We start from the raw sequence: 19,316 nt of genomic DNA on the forward strand, positions 1-19,316 counted from the left end.
CTGAAACTAGGACGCACATGCTGGATTCCGCCGCGGCGATCGTCGCCGAGCACGCCGAACTCGAACGTCGCATGACCGATCCCGAGGTGCTGGCCGACCCGGTCCTGATGCGCAAGGTCAACAAGCGGTACGCCGCCCTTGGGCCGACCGTCGCCGCCGTCAATGCATGGCAGGCCGCGCAGGACGACCTGGAGACGGCCCAGGAACTCGCCGCCGACGACGCCGGTTTCGCCGAGGAACTACCCGCTCTGACCCAGCAGGTCGAACGCTCGGAGGCCAAGCTGCGCACGTTGCTGCTGCCGCGCGACGAGGACGACGACCGCGATGTCATCCTCGAGGTCAAGGCCGGGGCGGGCGGCGCCGAGGCCGCATTGTTCGCGGCCGATCTGGTGCGGATGTACCTGCGCTATGCCGAACAGGCCGGCTGGCGAGCGTCGGTCACCGACGGCACCGAGTCCGATCTCGGCGGGTACACCGACGTGCGGCTGCAGATCCAGGCGAAGGGCGTCATGGAGCCGGGTACGGCGCCATGGGCGCGCCTGAAGTACGAGGGCGGTGTGCACCGTGTCCAGCGTGTGCCGGCCACCGAGTCGCAGGGACGCATCCACACCTCGGCCGTGGGGGTCCTGGTGATGCCCGATCTGGACGAGGGTGACGACGACGAGATCGTCTTCGGTCCGAATGACCTGAAGATCGACGTCTACCGCAGCTCCGGTCCCGGTGGTCAGTCGGTCAACACCACGGACTCCGCGGTCCGCATCACCCACCTGCCGACCGGTGTCGTCGTGTCCTGCCAGAACGAGAAATCGCAGTTGCAGAACAAGGAGTCCGCGATGCGCGTGCTCAAGGCTCGGCTGCGCCAGCTGGAGCAGGAGAAGAAGGACGCCGAGGCATCCGCGGCCCGCAAGTCCCAGGTACGCAACATGGATCGTTCGGAGCGGATCCGCACCTACAACTACCCCGAGAATCGCATCGCCGACCACCGCACCGGGTACAAGTCGTACAACCTGGACTCCGTGCTCGACGGAGATCTCGCCGCGGTGATCGACTCCGCGGTCCAGGCCGACGAAGCGGCACGGATGGCCGCCGTGGCTGCGGGCAGCAGCGAGTGAGCGAACTGCGGTCGATCCTGCGCGCCGCCGCAGAACGCTTGGCCGGCAGCGGAATTGCGTCGCCGAGTGCTGACGCGTGCCTGCTGCTGGAGCATGCATGGGGCAAGACCGGCGAGCAACTTCGTCGAGCTGCACTGATGGGCGACGTGCTCCCCGACGAGGTGGCGACTCGCTACGAAGCGCTCGTCGACGAAAGGGCGGCGCGTGTGCCCTTGCAGCACCTCACCGGTCGAGCTCATTTCCGCCACCTCGAACTCCGTGTCGGGCCAGGGGTTTTCGTGCCGCGTCCGGAGACGGAGCTCATCGTCGACCTCGGACTGGCCCACGCGCCGCACGGCGGAGTTCTGGTCGACCTGTGCACCGGCGCCGCGCCGATCCCGCTCGCGGTCAAGCAGGAACGCCCCGACCTGTCGGTGCACGCGATCGAGCTCTCCGAGCACGCGTACGCATGGGCCGCCGCGAACCGGGACCGGCTCGCGCTCGATGTGGAGATCGTGAACGGCCCTGCCCAACACGCCTTTCCGGACCTGCTCGGCCAGGTGGACGTGGTGCTCAGCAACCCGCCGTACATCCCGGTGGGGATGGTGCCGATCGATCCCGAAGTGCGTGATCACGACCCGGAGATCGCACTGTACGGCGGCAGCCACGACGGGCTGCGCATCCCCTTGGAAGTGGCGGATCGCGCCTTCGATCTGTTGCGTCCCGGTGGCGTCCTGATCATGGAACATGCTGAGACACAGGGTGACTCGCTGCCAGGGGCGCTGAGTCGCAGAGGCTGGGTCGAGACAAGGGACGAGGCCGACCTCACCGGTCGGCCCCGTTTCGCGATGGCCCGTCGGCCCGCGTGAACCTCAGCGACCGTCCAGCGGACGGTCGGTCACCACGTTGCGTTCGACGACGGTGGTCTTGCGGCGGCGGGTCGCCAGCAGTGAAGGCACCAGCAGCACGCCGGCGGCCAACAGGATCCATCCGAGGGTCTCGGGTGCGAGGTTGTTGGCGATGCTGTCCGGCAGCGCAACCGCACCGGTGATGAAAATGACGCCGGCGACGGCGACGATGACGCCGAGAACGATCGGGCGGCGTCAGTCGCCGATGGGGACGATCTGTGCTCCCGTGAGATCGGCGACGATGTCGCTCGCCTGATTCGGGGTGAGGATCGCGCCCTTCAGCGCACGCAGCCGGTCGAGATCGCACTCACCGAGGCGAGCGCCCCGAAGGTCGGCGTCGCTCAGGTTCGCTGCGTGCAGATCGGCCTCGGTCAGGTCGCACCCGTCGAACACGGACGCGTGCAGATCCGCGCTGCGCAGGACAGCCTCGGTGAACCGGCAGCCGGTGAGGTCGGCGTTGGCCAGAACGGCACCGATGAGGTTGGCGGCGAAGAGGTTGGAGCGGCGGATCTCGAACCCCAGCCCACGCGTGCGTTCCATCGAGACACCGGTCATCCGGCAACCCGTGAAGATCACCCCACCCAGCGCAGCCCCGTCCAACAACGCGCCGTCGAGCGCGCACTCGTCGAACGTGACCTCGGTCAGATCGAGGTCGCGCAGGTTGGCACCGCTCAGGTCGCAACGCACCAGCGCAACCGGCTCACGAGCTTGGTTCAGGATCCGTTCGAGCTCGGTGCGATCCAGCGGGCGGTCGGCGATCTCCATGGCGCAACCTTCCCATCTCACCCCGACAGGTAAATGGGTTGCGCCGTAGGATGGTGGCAACCAGGCTGGCAATCATGGAGATTCGGGAACTGAACACCGATGATCGTGCTGAGATCCGCGCGTGGCACGACGTGCTGTTCGAGGGTTACACCGGCGGTCGTCCACCGGTCTGGTGGTCGGGGATCCACGAGGCGTTGTACAGGTTCGAGAACCCGTCCACGTACTCCGACCGGATCGCGTTGGTCGGGCTGGTCGACGGGGAGATCGTCGCTGCTGCGGACGCCACGCTCCCCAACCGGGAGAACACCGATTCCGCGTCCATCGAGTTGGCAGTACAGGGCGACCGCACCGGCCGTGGGCACGGGCGAGCGCTCGCGGCGGATCTGCGGAACCGGTTGGTCGAGTGCCGTCGAACGACGGTCGACACCGAGGTGTACGGACTGCCTGGGCAGGACTTCTCCGAGACTCGCGGCGGCCGGTTCGCCGCGGCGCACGGACTCGCGGTCGCGAACGTCGAGACCAGATACCTGCTCGAACTCCCGGTCGTCTCGATGGACACACCGCTCGACACACCGCTCGACACGGACATCGAGATCGCGGGGTGGGTCGGTCCGTGTCCGCAGCAGTACGAGGCGCAGTTGCTCGTGCTGCAGCAGCAGATGGAGCAGGACGTGCCACGCGGCGAGCTCAGTCGCCGACCACTCGACCTCGACCTCGAACGGCAACGTGACAGTCAGCGGCGTTTGGTCGAGCGCGGTTGGACATCGGTCACCGCGCTCGCGATGGTGAACGGCGAATCGGTCGGTTACACAGAGATATTGATGCAGGACAGTGATCGAGTCATGGTGCAGGAGGACACGCTCGTCCTACCTGAACACCGCGGACGACGGATCGGGCAGGCGCTCAAGGCCGACAACCTGCGCCGACTCGACGGAGTACGCGACGGTCGCACGATGTTGCAGACCTTCATCGCCGACTCCAACGTGGCGATGCGCGCCACCAACGCGAAGTTCGGTTTCGAAGCGGCCGACGTGCTGTACGAGTGCGAAGGACGGATCTGAGCGTTACCGCCGGGTTGCGGCCACGGTGTGAGGCGTGACTCACCCGGGGCCTACGATCGCAGTCATGCCGGCAACCTTCGACGTCACACAGTGCTGCGACGACGAACGTGCCTGGGTCTCCTGGGCGATCCGCCAGGTGGAGGCCGACGCCAACCGTTCCGCGGACACCCACCTCATCCCGTTGCACCTGCCCCACGGGTTCGGTGTCGACATCTACCTCAAGGACGAATCGACCCACCCCACCGGAAGCCTCAAGCATCGTCTGGCCCGCAGCCTGTTCATGTACGCCTTGTGCAACGGCTGGATCCGTCAGGGGTCCGTGGTGGTCGAGGCGAGCAGCGGGTCGACCGCGGTCAGTGAGGCGTACTTCGCCCGTCTGCTCGGTCTGCCGTTCGTCGCGGTGATGCCGGGCACGACCAGTCGGCGCAAAATCGAACTCATCGAGCGGTACGGCGGCACCTGCGACTTCGTCGACACCGGCGCGCAGGTGTACGAGCGCGCGCAGCAGATCGCCGACGAGACCGGCGGTCACTATCTGGATCAGTTCACGTACGCCGAGCGAGCCACCGACTGGCGGGGCAACAACAACATCGCCGAGTCGATCTTCGACCAGATGGAGCGCGAGCCCCATCCCGTCCCCAGTTGGATCGTGGTCGGTGCCGGCACCGGCGGCACGAGCGCGACGATCGGTCGCTACCTGCGCTACCAGGGGCACGACACCAAGCTGTGTGTCGTCGACCCCGAGAACTCCGTCTTCTTCGACGGCTGGGTCGACCACGACGCCGGCCGCACGATCTGCGGCGGGTCACGCATCGAGGGCATCGGACGCCCGCGCACCGAACCGTCGTTCGCGCCGGGCGTGGTCGACCGGATGATCAAGGTGCCGGACGCTGCGTCCATCGCGGCCGTGCACCTGTTGCGTGAGCACACCGGACTGTTCGCCGGCGGTTCGACGGGCACCAACCTCGTCGGCACGCTGCGACTGGCCTGCGAGATGCAGGCGCGCGGGGAGAGAGGCAGCATCGTCACCCTGCTGTGTGACGGCGGCGGCCGCTACGAACAGACCTACTACGACTCGACCTGGTTGCGGGACAACGGGATCGACATGGATGTCTACCGGGAGAAGCTCATCGGTGCGTTCCGTCGCCGGGAGTGGGCAGACCTGGATGCGGTCGTCGCCGCAGATGCGGGAGACTCGTCCGGAACGAGTCCGACCCCGTCAAGGAGTGTGCAGTGAGTCCGGTCTTCGACCTCGCCACCGAGCAAGGCCGCAGCGAAGGCATCGCGAAAGCTGTCGAGGCAGCCCGCATGGGCCAGTGCGTCGTGCTGCCGACCGACACCGTCTACGGCATCGGCACGGACGCGTTCAGTGCGTCCGGCGTCGACGCGTTGCTGAACGCCAAAGGACGCGGACGCGAGATGCCTCCGCCGGTGCTTATCGCCGACCCGGCCGCGGTCGACGGCCTCGCCACCGCCGTCCCGTCGTACGCACGCCGGCTGATCGAAGCCTTCTGGCCCGGCGGACTCACGCTCGTCTTGCGTGCCCAGCCGTCCCTCGCCTGGGACCTCGGTGACACCAACGGCACTGTGGCACTTCGAATCCCGGACGACGAGTTCGCCAAGGACCTTCTTTCGCAGGTAGGGCCGATGGCCGTCAGCTCCGCCAATCGCACCGGTCAGCCGACGATCACCACCATCGCCGAGGCCGGGTTCGCGTTCGGCCCGTCCGTCGAGGTCTACCTGGACGCGGGCACGCGCGAGGGCGGCACACCGTCGACGATTCTCGACTGCACCAAGGCCGACCCCGAGTTGCTGCGCGAAGGAGCGATCAGCGCGGAGCAGTTGCGCGAGGTGCTCGGTTCGGTCGAGCTGGTCGACCCGAACGCCGGCTTCAGCGAGGAGCCCGACCCGTCGGTCGACCCCGAGACCGGCGAGCGCATACCGGAGCACACCGACGATCGTCCGATCGACCTCGCCAAGCACGACGACGACGCAGAACGTGAGCAATCCGAAGATCTCCGAGAACTCCCTGACGACCGTCCGCAAGACCCGACCACGAGGTGAATACACAGATGACCACGCCCTTCTACGGCCCCGACTACGACGCGCTCGAACAGTTCGACCCCGAGATCGCCGACGTGCTGGTGGCCGAGGTCGACCGCATCCGCAGCGGCCTGCAGTTGATCGCCAGTGAGAACCTCTCCAGCCCGGCCGTCATCACGGCGCTGGGATCGACGCTCACCAACAAGTACGCCGAGGGATACCCCGGACGTCGCTACTACGGTGGCTGCTCGGTGGTCGACCGCGCCGAGAACCTCGCGATCGAGCGTGCCAAGGAGCTGTTCGGGGCCGAGCACGCGAACGTGCAGCCGCACTCCGGCGCGAGCGCCAACCAGGCCGTCTACGGGGCGTTCATGCAGCCGGGCGACACGATCCTGGGCATGGCGCTGCCGATGGGTGGCCACCTGACCCACGGCACCAAGGTCAGCTTCTCCGGCAAGTGGTTCAACGCCGTCCACTACGGCGTCGACAAGGAGACCGAGGACATCGACTACGCCGAGGTCGAGCGCCTCGCCAAGGAGCACAAGCCGAAGGTCATCCTGGCCGGCGGCTCCGCGATCCCGCGGTTGATCGACTTCGAGTTCTTCCGGGGGCTCGCCGACGAGATCGGTGCGATCTTCTGGGTCGACGCCGCGCACTTCATCGGACTGGTCGCCGGTAAGGCGATCCCGAGCCCGGTGCCCTACGCCGACGTCGTCACCTTCACCACGCACAAGGTGCTGCGTGGGCCGCGCTCCGGTGCGCTGGTCTGCAAGGAGGAGCACGCGAAGGCACTCGACAAGGCCGTGTTCCCGATGATGCAGGGCGGCCCGCAGATGCACACGATCGCGGCGAAGGCGGTCAACTTCAAGGAGTGCGCGACCCCGGAGTACGCGCAGTACGCGAAGGACGTCATCGCCAACGCCCAGCAACTGGCGACCTCGTTGGGGGAGAAGGGCATTCGCCCGACCACCGGGGGCACCGACACCCACCTGTCGCTGCACGACCTGCAAGGTGTGGGCGTCACCGGAGCCGACGCCGAGAAGCGTGCGGACGCAGCCGGCATCGTGCTCAACAAGAACGCGATCCCCTTCGACCCGCAGAAGCCGAACATCGCGTCCGGCATCCGCGTCGGCACGCCGTCGGTCACCACCCAGGGCATGGGCGTGGAGGAGATGAAGGTCATCGCCGAGCTCATTCACAAGGCGATCACCGAGGGCGACGGCAACCCCGAGAGCGCGATCTCCGAAGAGGTGCGCGGCGGCGTCGAGGACCTCTGCAAGCGCTTCCCGGCTTACCCTCGTAGCTGAGCATTTCGGGCAGCCCCGCCGGTCGTGCGGGGCTGTCTGCACGACGACCGAGAGAAGTTCGCTGACCGACCGTGCGTGAATATCTGCTGATCTGTGTGGTTGCTGCGGCCATCACGTTCCTGGCGACCCCGGCGATCCGGTGGGCGGCAGTTCGTTTCGGTGCGGTCACCCCGGTGCGGGGACGCGACGTGCACTCGATCCCGGTGCCCAGGCTGGGCGGTGTAGCCATGCTCGTCGGCTTTCTCGCCGCAGCCGCGGTTGCGTCCCAATTGCCCTATCTGTCAGGGCTTTACGATGAAGGCGAACTGTACGGCGTGCTCATCGGCGCGGTGCTCATCACCGCGCTCGGGGCGGTCGATGACTTCATCGAGATCGACGCGATCACCAAGTTCGCCGGGCAGATGATCGCCGCGGGGGTGATGGCGTTCGCCGGCATCCAGCTCTATCTCGTGCCGTACGGCGGCGCGCAGACGATCCTGCCGCAGCCGGTGATGCTCGCCCTCACGATCTTCGTGGTCATCGCGACGACGAACGCGGTCAACTTCGCCGACGGCCTGGACGGGCTCGCCGCAGGAATGGTCGCGATCGCGGCAGCCGCCTTCTTCATCTGGGCCTATTCATCCCTGCCGCCGGAACTCAATGTGGAATCGGTGTTCTCCACCTCGGCGTTCCTGTCGGCGGCCGTGGTCGGGTGCTGCCTGGGCTTCCTGCCGCACAACTTCCACCCGGCGAAGCTGTTCATGGGTGACGCGGGCGCGCTGTTGCTGGGTCTGCTGCTCGCGGCCGCCACGATCTCCTTCACCGGCAATTTCGACCCGAGCATCGCGCCGCAGCGCAGTTCGGCGCTGGTGGCCTTCTGGCTACCGATCGCGTTGCCGTTGTCGATCCTCGCGGTGCCGATCCTGGACGTCCTGCTCGCCATCCGCCGCCGCGGGTTGAAGTTCTGGAAGCCGGACGCCAAGCACCTGCACCACAAGATGCTCGGCATCGGTCACCCACACCGGCAGGCAGTGCTGCTGTTCTACGCGTGGTCGATGGTGGTGAGCGGGGGAGCGTTGCTGTTCGCGTTCGTGCAGGCCGAGTACGCCGCAGTGTTCCTGGTCGTCGGCCTGCTCGTGTGCCTGGCGCTCACCCTGGGGCTGCCGAAATTGGGCCGTAGGAGGTCCTTGTGATAACTTTCACAAGCACCTGGACCACCCGTTGCGATGCCGCCTACCCGGCGACGATTCCGCGGCACACCAGAGTTTCTGACCCCCGTCACCACCAGTTCTGAGGGCCGATCAATGACCGCGAAGCGAGTGCGCGCTGCGACCAGCAGCCCCGCGTCCGCAGACCGTTCTGCCGTCCCGATGATGTTCCGCGGGGGAGTCCTCGCAGCTGCCGCCCTTCTCCCTGTCGCAGCCGTGGTCGGCTACCTCGCGCGAGGCGTCGAGGGCCTGCTCGGAGCGAGCGCGGGTGTCGCCGTCAGCGCACTGATCTTCCTCATGGGTTACGTCGGCATCCGCTGGGTGCTGGAGTCACTGCACCCGAACTCCTCGATGGCCGGCGCGCTCGGCATCTACTGCCTCCAGGTCAGCCTGATGTTCCCCGCGCTGCTGTTCCTGACCAACGTGCCTGCACTCGACTCGCGCAGCGTGGCGCTCGGCGCTCTCGTGGCCGCGCTGGTCTGGCTCGGGGGACAACTGTGGGGCTTCATGCGCTCGCGCACCCCGATGTTCGATGTCGCGCTTCCGGGAGCGAGCCGATGAGTTCCTCCCGCATCACGCGTCCGACCCATGCGAAATCCGATCAGCTCGCGTCCAACGTCACCGCGATCCTGATTTCCGGGCCGTTGCTCTATACCGCCGTGGGATGGTTCGCCGACCGCTGGCTCGACACGAAGCCGTGGTTGACGCTGCTCGGACTGCTGCTGGGGATGGCCCTGTCGATGTACCTGGTGTGGATCCGATACGGTAACCCCGGTAACAGTCCGGGTGACGCCGACAGCTCCGCAGCCCCCAAGACCCCTGAAGGTGACGCGTGATGCATCGGCCGACGGCTGTGCCCCGAGATCTTCTTGAGCCCCTGACCACCACCGTGAACGAGGAGAACGCGTGAGCCTCACCGCGCTGAGCGTGCCGACAGCTGTGTCGGCCGAAGGCGGATTCCCCCCGAAGCCCGAGGACTTCTGGCAGCCGCTGGTCAAGTTCGGCACCGTCGACCTGGGCGGATACGAGTTCACCCTCGCCATCACCCGTCCGATGATCGTGATGCTGGTGGCGACCGCACTGCTGCTCTGGTGGCTGCTGGCCACCACCCGTAAGGCGTCCGTCGTCCCAGGCAAGGGGCAGTACCTCACCGAGCAGGTCTACCACGCGATCCGCGGCGGCGTCGCCGAGGACTCGATCGGGTCCAAGGACTTCATGCGGTTCGTCCCGCTGCTGTTCAGCCTGTTCGTCTTCATCCTGCTGAACAACTGGATGGGCATCATCCCGCCGTTCCAGAACCCCACGATGGCCCGCGTCGGCTTCCCGATCGCGCTGACGCTGTTCGTCTACGTCGTCTACCACTACGTCGGCATCAAGAAGCACGGCGGATTCGGCAAGTACATCAAGTGGATGATCCCGCCGGGCGTTCCGGGCTGGCTGCTTCCGCTGATCGTGCCGCTGGAGCTGCTCACGTTCTTCATCACCCGCCCGGTGACGCTCTCCCTGCGTCTGTTCGGCAACATGTTCGCCGGACACATGCTGCTCGTGGTGTTCATCCTCGGCGGCTGGGAACTGTTCAACCAGGATGCGATCGGGCTGAAGTTCGTCGCGATCCCCGCCTGGATCATGGCAGCGATCATGACCGCGTTCGAGGCCCTGGTGCAGTTCCTGCAGGCGTACGTCTTCGTCCTTCTGGCCGCCTCGTACATCGGTGGCGCCCTCGCGGACGACCACTGATCAACAACTGAACACAAACCCCACAATCGCCCAGAGCGAACAGTTCGTTCTGGTCCATCCCACACAATGTGAGAGGCACTACCCAAAATGACTGGTGAACTCAGCGGAAACCTCAGCACCATCGGCTACGGCCTGGCCGCCATCGGCCCGGCGATCGCCATCGGTCTGATCTTCGCCGCCTACATCTCCGGCGTTGCCCGTAACCCGGAGAGCGGCAACCTGTTGCGCCCGATCGCTATCCTCGGCTTCGCGCTGGCTGAGGCCCTTGCCATCTTCGGTCTGGTCCTCTTCTTCCTGTAAGACCCGCGCAGGACAGGCGGACTGATCAGCGCCGCCATGTCCTGGTGATACCGAGGAGCACAACGTGATCAATTCCAGCGCAGCGGCCCAGGCCGCGGCCCTGCTGGCGGAGGGTGCAGACCCCGAGCACAGCCAGGCGCCGATCCTGCCGCACATTCCTGAGCTGGTCTTCGGCCTCATCGTCTTCGGTCTGTTCCTGTGGATCGTCAAGACGAAGGTCGTGCCGAAGCTGGAGCAGGCCCACGCCGAGCGCACCGCCGCCATCGAAGGCGGTATGGAGCAGGCGCAGGAGGCTCAGAAGCAGGCCGAGGCTGCCAAGGCGCAGTACGAAGCACAGCTGAGCCACGCCCGGGACGAGGCCGCGAAGATCCGTGAGGACGCGCGCGCCCAGGGTGCACAGATCGTCGCGGACATGCGCGAGCAGGCGAACGCCGAGGCAGCTCGCATCGTCGACTCCGCCAAGAAGCAGATCGAGGCCGACCGCCAGCAGGCAGCCGTCTCGCTGCGGTCCGACATCGGCGCGCTGTCGACGACGCTTGCCAGCAAGATCGTCGGAGAGTCGCTGGAGGACGAGGCGCGTCAGCGCGGCATCGTCGACCGGTTCCTCGCCGAGCTCGAGTCCGGTGACGTGAAGCCGACGACGATCGGTTCCGAGGCAGGCAACTGATGCAGGGAGCCTCCCGGAGCGCACTCGCCCACGTCCGGTCCGAGCTCGGACGCCGACTCAGCGAGGGAGCGGACGCGGCCGACACGTCGCGCGAGCTCTTCGCCGCCGTCGACGTGCTGGACGGCAATGCCGGCTTGCGCCGGGCCCTCACCGACTCGACGCATGACGCGTCCAGCCGCGCCGGGCTGGTCGACACGGTGTTCGGCGGCAAGGTCGGCGACCCGGTTCTGGCTCTGCTGCGCGAGGTCTCCTCGCAGCGGTGGACCAAGGACCGAGATGCCTCCGACGCCGTCGAGGAACTCGCCGTCGCATCGGCCTTCGCCGCCGCCGACCGTCGTGGTCGGATCGACGAGGTCGAGGAGCAGCTGTTCCGCTTCGAGCGCACCGTCGCCGGTAGTGCGGACCTGCGTGACGCCTTCATGGACCGGCAGCGTGCCGGCGCCGACAAGGCCTCGCTGGTGCACGCACTGCTCGACGGCAAGGCCGAGCCGGAGACCGCGTTCCTCGCAGCCCGTGGTGCCGAGCACCCGCGCGGCCGCCGGTACGAGCGCGTGCTGGAGGACTACCTGCGCGTCGCCGCGTCGGTGCGTCAGCAGCTCACCGCGATCGTCACCGTGGCCACACCGCTCACCCCCGAGCAGCGCGACCGGTTGGCTCGTGCCCTGCACAACCTCTACGGGCGCGAGGTCATGACCAACGTCGTCATCGACCCCGAGGTCGTCGGAGGCGTCCGCGTCCAGGTCGGTGACGAGGTCATCGACGGCACCATCCTGAGCCGACTGGAGAACGTCCGCCGCGACATGGCGGGCTGATCGCAGCTCGGTACCACCTCGAACCACCTGACAGCTTGACCCGCGGGCCATGGCCCATATGAAGGAGAAGATGATGACGGAGCTCTCCATCCGTCCGGAAGACATTCGGGCTGCTCTGGACCGTTATGTCCAGTCCTACGAGCCGGGCGCGGCTTCGCGCGACGAGGTCGGCCGCGTCACCGACGCCGCCGATGGCATCGCCCACGTTGAGGGCCTGCCGACCTGCATGACCAACGAGCTGCTGCAGTTCGAGGACGGCACGCTGGGCATCGCCCTGAACCTCGACGTCCACGAGATCGGTGTCGTCGTCCTCGGTGAGTTCGGTGGCATCGAAGAGGGCCAGGAGGTCAAGCGCACGGGCGAGGTCCTCTCGGTTCCCGTCGGTGACGCCTACCTCGGTCGCGTCGTCGACCCGATGGGTACCCCGATCGACGGCCTCGGCGAGATCAAGACCGACGAGCGTCGTGAGCTGGAGCTGCAGGCTCCCAACGTCGTCTCGCGTAAGTCGGTGCACGAGCCGCTGATGACCGGCATCAAGGCGATCGACTCGATGACCCCGATCGGCCGTGGCCAGCGCCAGCTGATCATCGGTGACCGCAAGACCGGCAAGACCGCGATCGCCACCGACACGATCATCAACCAGAAGGAGTACTGGGAGACCGGCGACCCGGAGAAGCAGGTCCGCTGCATCTACGTCGCCATCGGCCAGAAGAACTCCACCGTCGCCGAGGTGCGCACCACCCTCGAGGAGGCGGGCGCTCTGGAGTACACCACGATCGTCAACGCTCCCGCGGGTGACCCGGCCGGCTTCAAGTACCTGGCCCCGTTCACCGGTTCGGCCATCGGTCAGCACTGGATGTATCAGGGCAAGCACGTCCTGATCGTCTTCGACGACCTGACCAAGCAGGCCGACGCCTACCGCGCGATGTCGCTGTTGCTGCGCCGCCCGCCGGGCCGTGAGGCCTACCCGGGCGATGTGCTCTACCTGCACAGCCGTCTGCTCGAGCGTTGCGCGAAGCTGTCCGACGAGCTCGGTGCCGGTTCGATGACCGGTCTGCCGATCATCGAGACCAAGGGTGGCGACGTCTCGGCGTTCATTCCGACCAACGTCATCTCGATCACCGACGGTCAGATCTTCCTGCAGTCCGACCTGTTCAACTCCAACCAGCGTCCGGCCGTCGACGTCGGTATCTCCGTCTCCCGAGTCGGTGGTGCCGCGATGACCAAGGCCATGAAGGGTGTGACGGGTTCGATCAAGGTCGACCTGGCGCAGTTCCGCGAGATGCAGGCCTTCGCCATGTTCGCCTCGGACCTCGACGCCGCGTCGCGTCGTCAGCTGGCCCGTGGTGAGCGTCTGATGGCGATGTTCAAGCAGCCGCAGAACTCCCCGTACTCCCTCGAGGAGCAGGTCGCCTCCATCTGGGCCGGTACCACCGGACAGCTGGACGAGGTGCCGACCGAGGACGTCGCCCGTTTCGAGTCCGACTGGCTGGACTACCTGCGGCGCAACCACGGCGACTTCCTGTCGAGAGTCCGCGAGACCACCAAGCTCGACGACGACGGCAAGAAGACGCTCGAGAACGCCATGGCCGACTTCAAGAAGGAGTTCCGCTCCACGCCCGATCACGGCGGTGAGGGTTCGGAGCGCTTCGACGAGCTGACCGAGGACCAGATCAACCAGCAGCAGATCGTGAAGCAGAAGCGCTGACGCGCTTGTTCACGACCTACTGACGGTTCGACAGCGACAAGGAAGGAACGCCTATGGGAGCGCAGATGCGGGTCTACCGCCAGCGCATCCGGTCGGTCCAGGCCACCAAGAAGATCACGCGCGCGATGGAGCTCATCGCTGCGTCCCGGGTGGTCAAGGCCCGGCAGGCAGTCGAGCGGTCGACGCCCTACGCGACCGCCCTCACCCGCGCCGTTTCGGCTCTCGCGACTCACTCGGACGTCGAGCACGTGCTCACGACCGAGCGCGAGCAGCCCAAGCGCGCGGCCGTGCTGATCCTCACCAGCGACCGCGGTCTGGCCGGGTCGTACTCGGTCAACGCGATCAAGCGCAGCCAGGAGCTCATCGAGCACCTGCGCGGCGAGGGCATGGAGGTCGTGCCCTTCCTGGTCGGTCGCAAGGCGGTGAGCTACTACAAGTTCCGCCGGCGTGAATTCGCTGCGGAGTGGAGCGGCTTCACCGACAGCCCGACCCCGGACGTGGCCCGCGAGATCGGTCAGCGCCTGACCGAGGAGTTCGTCAAGGGTTCCGAGGACGGCGGCGTCGATGAGGTGCACGTGGTCTACACCCGCTTCAAGAGCATGGTGGTCCAGGAACCGTTGGCGCTTCGCCTGCTGCCGCTGGAGGTCGTCGAGGGCGTGGTCGACGCCGACGCAGACGGTAAGCCCGACGACCTGCTGCCGCTGTACGAGTTCGAGCCGGACGCGTCCGGCGTGCTGGATGCGCTCCTGCCGAAGTATGTGGAGTCGCGGATCTTCAACGCGATGTTGCAGGCGGCTGCGTCCGAGCTGGCCGCGCGCCAGCGCGCGATGAAGTCGGCCACGGACAACGCCGAGGAACTCATCAAGACCTACACCCGACTGGCCAACCAGGCACGTCAGGCCGAAATCACCCAAGAGATCAGCGAGATCGTTGGTGGCGCCAGCGCACTCGCCGACGCCAGCTGATGACGAGAAGGAAAAATCAATGAGCACCATTACTACCGAGCACGAGGCCGACCAGGCCCAGCAGCCCGGCGGTGTCGGTCGCATCTCGCGTGTGATCGGCCCGGTCGTCGACGTGGAGTTCAGCGTCGACTCGATGCCCGAGATCTACGCCCTGCTCACGACCCAGGTCGAGCTCGGCGGAGAGACCAAGAACGTCAACCTCGAGGTCGCCCAGCACATCGGCGACAACATGGTTCGTGCGATCTCGCTCCAGCCGACCGACGGCCTCGTCCGCGGTTCGCAGGTGCAGGACACCGGCGGGCCGATCTCGGTTCCGGTCGGTGACGTCACCCTCGGCAAGGTCTTCAACGCCACCGGCGACTGCCTGAACCTCGAAGAGGGCGAAACCCTCGAGGTCAACGAGCGTTGGGGCATCCACCGCAAGGCTCCGGCCTTCGACCAGCTCGAGTCCAAGACCCAGATGTTCCAGACGGGTATCAAGGTCATCGACCTGCTCACCCCGTACGTGCAGGGTGGAAAGATCGGTCTGTTCGGTGGTGCCGGTGTCGGCAAGACCGTTCTGATCCAGGAAATGATCGCCCGTGTGGCCCGTGACCACGGTGGTGTATCGGTGTTCGCCGGTGTCGGTGAGCGCACCCGTGAGGGTAACGACCTGATGGTCGAGATGGAGGAGGCCGGCGTTCTCGGTCAAACCGCCCTCGTCTTCGGTCAGATGGACGAGCCGCCGGGCACGCGTCTGCGCGTCGCCCTGTCGGCTCTGACCATGGCGGAGTACTTCCGCGATGTGCAGAAGCAGGACGTCCTGCTGTTCATCGACAACATCTTCCGCTTCACCCAGGCCGGTTCCGAGGTCTCCACTCTGCTGGGCCGCATGCCCTCCGCCGTGGGCTACCAGCCGACCCTGGCCGACGAGATGGGTGTGCTCCAGGAGCGGATCACCTCGACGCGTGGTCACTCGATCACCTCGATGCAAGCGATCTACGTGCCGGCCGACGACTACACCGACCCGGCACCGGCGACCACCTTCGCCCACCTCGATGCGACCACCGAGCTCTCGCGTGACATCGCCTCGATGGGTATCTACCCGGCCGTGGATCCGCTGACCTCGACGTCGCGCATCCTCGACCCGCGGTACATCTCGGCGGAGCACTACAACACCGCCGTACGGATCAAGGGAATCCTGCAGCGCAACAAGGAGCTTCAGGACATCATCGCGATCCTCGGTATCGACGAGCTCTCCGAAGAAGACAAGATCCTCGTCAACCGGGCCCGTCGTATCCAGCGCTTCCTGTCGCAGAACACCTACGTCGCCAAGCAGTTCACCGGCATCGAAGGGTCGACGGTCCCGCTGGAGGACACCATCGAGGCGTTCACCAAGATCGCCGACGGTGACTACGACCACCTCCCGGAGCAGGCATTCTTCATGTGCGGTGGCCTGGACGACGTCGAGAAGAAGGCCAAGGAACTGGAGGGCTGAGTCCTCACAGTTTCGCGAAGCACGCGGCTCCCACCTCGGTGGGGCCGCGTTCTTCGTTCTCGCCGCCGGGGCCGGGGACATCCGCGTCATCCGGGAGCCGCGCTCGACTCTAGACTGACTGCTCGTGAATGGACTCGGCTGGACGCTGCACGGTGACGGACGCTCGATCGATCCGGGGCAGGTGGTGGCGCCGGACGAGCGGCTGAGTTGGCCACTCACGATCGGTATCGGCGCACAGCACGTCGTCGCGATGTTCGGTGCGACCTTCCTGGTGCCGCTGATCACCGGTTTCCCGCCCGCCACGACCCTGCTGTTCTCGGGTCTGGGCACGATGCTCTTCCTGCTGCTCACCGCCGGCCGGGTGCCGAGCTACCTGGGCTCGTCGTTCGCGTTCATCGCTCCGATCCAGGCATCCATGACCAGCCACGGAATGGGCGCGGCGCTGGGCGGAGTGGTGGTCACCGGCCTGTTGCTGTTCGGTGTCGGACTGCTGGTGCAGACGGTCGGTGCCGGCTGGCTGCGTGTGCTCATGCCGCCGGCAGTGACCGGAGCGATCGTCGCGCTCATCGGACTCAACCTCGCCGGGCCCGCCAAGAACAACTTCCTGGTCTCCCCGGTCAGCGCGTTGGTCACGCTGTTGGTCATCGCGATCGTCACGGTCGTCGGCCCCGGGCTGATCGGGCGCCTCGGCATCCTGATCGGCGTCATCGCCGGCTACCTCACCGCAACCGCTCGTGGCGAGGTCGACTTCACCAAGGTCCAGAACGCGTCCTGGCTCGGCCTGCCGCCCTTCCACGCTCCGTCGTTCCAGCTGTCCGCGATCCTGCTCTTCCTGCCCGTCGTCCTGGTGTTGGTCGCCGAGAACATCGGCCACGTGAAGTCGGTGGCGCAGATGACCGGGCGTGACCTGGACGACGTGTCGGGCCGCGCCTTGATGGCCGACGGTCTCGTCACCACGCTCGCCGGATCCGCGGGTGGATCGGGCACGACCACGTACGCGGAGAACATCGGTGTCATGGCGGCCACCAAGGTCTACTCCACCGCGGCCTACTGGGTTGCTGCCTGCTTCGCGGTGTTGCTGAGCTTCTGCCCGAAGTTCGGTGAGGCGATCGCCACCGTTCCGACGGGTGTGCTCGGCGGGGCGGGGGTGATGCTTTACGGCATGATCGGCCTGCTCGGTGCACGGATCTGGATCGAGAACGACGTCGACTTCGGCAACCCGATCAACCTCATGCCGGCGGCCGCCGGACTGATCATCGCGATCGCGGACCTGCAGTGGAAGATCGGCAACCAGACCTTCACCGGCATCGCGCTGGGCACGGTCACTGTGCTGCTCGGCTACCACCTGATGAACGTGCTCAACCGCGTCTCCGGCAATCTGCCCGACCCCGAGAGCCGACGTTCGGACCTGCTGGACGCCGAGCACAGGACCCCGAAGGCCTGACCGACCAGTTGCTCGCCCCTCGCAGGTCCAGTTCGAGTACCTGCGACGGGCAGATGTGCCCATGGCGCCGCGGCAACCGGTGGAGGACTGTCTGTCTCACGGGGCATCGGTGGACAGAGAGCGGTCGGGGGGCCGCCGCCACCGGTGCACCTCAAGGGGGACACCATGCACATCTTCGGCATCGACAAACGCACCAGAACGATCAAGCTCGCCACCGCAGCTGCTGTCACGGCGACCGCGCTCACCGCAGGCGGTGTGGCGATTTCGGCGAATCCGGCCAAGGCAGCAGTCCGCTCGTGCTCCGCCGGTACGCCGGCCACACAGCGTCCGGTACTGGAATACCGCGACGTCGGGAGTTGCGTGACCGAGTTGCAGCGCCGGCTCATCAGCCACGGAATCTCGGTTACCGGCGGCGCGGACGGGTCCTTCGGGCCCGGCACGGTCACGGCGGTCAAACGATTCCAACAGGTGCGCCGGCTGCACGTCGACGGCATCGTCGGTCAGGTGACGTGGTCGACATTGGTGGGTACGGCTTCGAGCGGGGCAGGCGGCACCTATCGCACGACGCGCTGCGGCAACAACGGCAACAAGGTACTGCTGGTCTTCGACGACGCCTCGCCGAGCATGCGTGGCTACCGCAACCTGGTGGCGACGGCGAAGGCGAACAACATCGGCATCGCAGTGGCACCGAACGGAAACGCCGTGCGGGCCGGCCGAGCCGACCCGGCATATGCCCGCGCGAACGGGATGCTCGTGGTCGATCACACCTACGACCACAAGGACCTCACCCGGTTGTCGTCCTCGCAGATCCAGTGGGAGATCACTCAGCCCTATGTCCGCAGTAACTACGTGCGGCCACCGTACGGCGCGTACAACGCCCGGGTGTCGTCCGTGCTGGCCAGGAACGGCAAGTACAACTGCATGTGGAACCTCGATCCGCGCGACTGGGACGGCAAATCGGCCTGGTCGGCGGCGAATTACATCGTCCGCAATGCCTCCGCGGGCAGCACCGTGGTGGTGCACCTTAACCACATGGGCGCCACTGCGAGCACCCTGCCGTACATCAAGAAAGGACTCGCAAACCGCGGTTTGACGATGTGTGCTCCGTGGAGCGGTCCGACCCGTGAGCACATGCCGCCGACCTACTGCTGACGCCGGTGCATCCATGACGGCATACTCGCAGTCATGGATGCACCCAGCAGCGGGCCGGAAACCATCGCGGACTTCTACGCCCGGGTCGAGGCCGCCCTCGGTCCCGACCGGCGGCTGCCGGTGGCGGTGGAGGAGATGCCCGGTTGGGACATCTTCCCGTTCGAGATCGACTCTCTTCGGATCAAGCCGCTCGCACCGCTGGCCGACTCCGAACCGGATCGTCGGGGCGAAAACGAGGACGAATGTTGGTGCGCGGACCCGTTCGAACCGAAGAGCGACGACCGTCTGGTGTGGTGGAACGAGAACTGGAAGCTGTCCACCGATCTGTTCGGTTCGGGGCTGCCGATCATGCTCTGGCTCAGTCCGATGACGCACTGTGATCTGCCGACCATGCCGCCTGAAGTCGCGGCCGGGATCGGGCCGTTGATGACGACGATCTCCGCGGCCATCGAGGATCTCCCGAGCGTCGGACGCGTCCAGTTGGCCAAGTATGGCGACGGTGGCGCGCACCTCCACCTGCTGTTCATGGGCCGTCCGTCCCGGATGCTGCAGCTGCGTGGCTCGCCCATGCTCGACTGGGAGGAGAACCTTCCGCGGGTCCCCGCAGACGTCGTCCAGCGCAATTGCCGTCCGATCGTCGAGGCGTTGATATCGACCTTCGGTGGCCAGACCGGTCCGGCGGCCGGCTGAAT

Annotated in this window: 20 protein-coding genes; 19 read left to right on the forward strand and 1 reads right to left on the reverse strand. The window is 66.5% G+C overall.

Features of this window, described 5'->3' with window-relative positions; translation table 11 throughout:
- Window positions 1–17: 17 nt before the first annotated feature.
- Window positions 18–1,112 carry a peptide chain release factor 1 gene (gene prfA, locus FB459_RS06465; protein WP_129624771.1) on the forward strand — a complete coding sequence of 365 codons (1,095 nt, stop codon included), beginning with the start codon at window positions 18–20 and terminating at the stop codon, window positions 1,110–1,112.
- On the forward strand, window positions 1,109–1,960 hold the full coding sequence (prmC, locus tag FB459_RS06470; protein ID WP_129624772.1) for a peptide chain release factor N(5)-glutamine methyltransferase: 852 nt from the start codon (window positions 1,109–1,111) through the stop codon (window positions 1,958–1,960). The genes prfA and prmC overlap by 4 nt, the downstream gene beginning before the upstream one ends.
- Window positions 1,961–2,194: 234 nt before the next feature.
- Here the strand turns inward: prmC and FB459_RS06475 are convergent, their stop codons facing one another.
- A complete protein-coding gene (locus tag FB459_RS06475; protein WP_141927867.1) occupies window positions 2,195–2,764 on the reverse strand; it encodes a pentapeptide repeat-containing protein in 570 nt (189 codons plus the stop codon).
- A gap of 74 nt (window positions 2,765–2,838) precedes the next feature.
- Here FB459_RS06475 and FB459_RS06480 point away from each other — a divergent pair, with 74 nt between their 5' ends.
- From FB459_RS06480 to FB459_RS06560, 17 genes are all read left to right on the forward strand, one after another.
- Window positions 2,839–3,825, forward strand: a complete 987-nt coding sequence (locus FB459_RS06480) for a GNAT family N-acetyltransferase (protein WP_170221754.1) — start codon at window positions 2,839–2,841, stop codon at window positions 3,823–3,825.
- 64 nt (window positions 3,826–3,889) lie between these two features.
- A complete protein-coding gene (locus FB459_RS06485; protein ID WP_141927869.1) occupies window positions 3,890–5,062 on the forward strand; it encodes a PLP-dependent cysteine synthase family protein in 1,173 nt (390 codons plus the stop codon).
- The gene (locus FB459_RS06490; RefSeq protein WP_141927870.1) at window positions 5,059–5,889 is read left to right on the forward strand and encodes an L-threonylcarbamoyladenylate synthase; all 831 of its coding nucleotides are present in this window, start codon (window positions 5,059–5,061) and stop codon (window positions 5,887–5,889) included. The genes FB459_RS06485 and FB459_RS06490 overlap by 4 nt, the downstream gene beginning before the upstream one ends.
- An 8-nt stretch (window positions 5,890–5,897) precedes the next feature.
- Window positions 5,898–7,175, forward strand: a complete 1,278-nt coding sequence (locus FB459_RS06495) for a serine hydroxymethyltransferase (protein WP_141927871.1) — start codon at window positions 5,898–5,900, stop codon at window positions 7,173–7,175.
- 71 nt (window positions 7,176–7,246) lie between these two features.
- Window positions 7,247–8,347 (forward strand): glycosyltransferase family 4 protein, encoded by a 1,101-nt coding sequence (locus FB459_RS06500; RefSeq protein WP_141927872.1) that lies wholly within the window; start codon window positions 7,247–7,249, stop codon window positions 8,345–8,347.
- 111 nt (window positions 8,348–8,458) lie between these two features.
- On the forward strand, window positions 8,459–8,923 hold the full coding sequence (locus FB459_RS06505) for a Cg1360 family ATP-synthase-associated protein (protein ID WP_141927873.1): 465 nt from the start codon (window positions 8,459–8,461) through the stop codon (window positions 8,921–8,923).
- Window positions 8,920–9,198, forward strand: a complete 279-nt coding sequence (locus tag FB459_RS06510) for an AtpZ/AtpI family protein (protein WP_141927874.1) — start codon at window positions 8,920–8,922, stop codon at window positions 9,196–9,198. The genes FB459_RS06505 and FB459_RS06510 overlap by 4 nt, the downstream gene beginning before the upstream one ends.
- A gap of 70 nt (window positions 9,199–9,268) precedes the next feature.
- Window positions 9,269–10,099, forward strand: a complete 831-nt coding sequence (gene atpB / locus FB459_RS06515; RefSeq protein WP_129624782.1) for a F0F1 ATP synthase subunit A — start codon at window positions 9,269–9,271, stop codon at window positions 10,097–10,099.
- 87 nt (window positions 10,100–10,186) lie between these two features.
- Window positions 10,187–10,399: an ATP synthase F0 subunit C gene (locus FB459_RS06520; RefSeq protein ID WP_115923601.1), complete on the forward strand. Its 213-nt coding sequence runs from the start codon at window positions 10,187–10,189 to the stop codon at window positions 10,397–10,399.
- 67 nt (window positions 10,400–10,466) lie between these two features.
- Window positions 10,467–11,066 carry a F0F1 ATP synthase subunit B gene (locus FB459_RS06525; protein WP_425472370.1) on the forward strand — a complete coding sequence of 200 codons (600 nt, stop codon included), beginning with the start codon at window positions 10,467–10,469 and terminating at the stop codon, window positions 11,064–11,066.
- The gene (locus tag FB459_RS06530) at window positions 11,066–11,878 is read left to right on the forward strand and encodes a F0F1 ATP synthase subunit delta (RefSeq protein WP_141927875.1); all 813 of its coding nucleotides are present in this window, start codon (window positions 11,066–11,068) and stop codon (window positions 11,876–11,878) included. Before FB459_RS06525 ends, FB459_RS06530 begins: the two co-directional genes overlap by 1 nt.
- 73 nt (window positions 11,879–11,951) lie before the next feature.
- Window positions 11,952–13,586: a F0F1 ATP synthase subunit alpha gene (gene atpA, locus FB459_RS06535; RefSeq protein WP_141927876.1), complete on the forward strand. Its 1,635-nt coding sequence runs from the start codon at window positions 11,952–11,954 to the stop codon at window positions 13,584–13,586.
- Between the two features lie 53 nt (window positions 13,587–13,639).
- Window positions 13,640–14,551: a F0F1 ATP synthase subunit gamma gene (locus tag FB459_RS06540; protein WP_141927877.1), complete on the forward strand. Its 912-nt coding sequence runs from the start codon at window positions 13,640–13,642 to the stop codon at window positions 14,549–14,551.
- A 19-nt stretch (window positions 14,552–14,570) separates the two neighbouring features.
- Window positions 14,571–16,028: a F0F1 ATP synthase subunit beta gene (gene atpD, locus FB459_RS06545; protein WP_129624786.1), complete on the forward strand. Its 1,458-nt coding sequence runs from the start codon at window positions 14,571–14,573 to the stop codon at window positions 16,026–16,028.
- A gap of 118 nt (window positions 16,029–16,146) precedes the next feature.
- Window positions 16,147–17,472, forward strand: a complete 1,326-nt coding sequence (locus FB459_RS06550; RefSeq protein WP_141927878.1) for a uracil-xanthine permease family protein — start codon at window positions 16,147–16,149, stop codon at window positions 17,470–17,472.
- Window positions 17,473–17,637: 165 nt separating this feature from the next.
- Window positions 17,638–18,624 carry a peptidoglycan-binding protein gene (locus FB459_RS06555; RefSeq protein ID WP_141927879.1) on the forward strand — a complete coding sequence of 329 codons (987 nt, stop codon included), beginning with the start codon at window positions 17,638–17,640 and terminating at the stop codon, window positions 18,622–18,624.
- Window positions 18,625–18,657: 33 nt separating this feature from the next.
- Window positions 18,658–19,314, forward strand: a complete 657-nt coding sequence (locus tag FB459_RS06560; RefSeq protein WP_141927880.1) for a hypothetical protein — start codon at window positions 18,658–18,660, stop codon at window positions 19,312–19,314.
- Window positions 19,315–19,316 lie beyond the last annotated feature (2 nt).

It is taken from the genome of Yimella lutea, assembly GCF_006715095.1.
GTDB lineage: Bacteria > Actinomycetota > Actinomycetes > Actinomycetales > Dermatophilaceae > Yimella > Yimella lutea.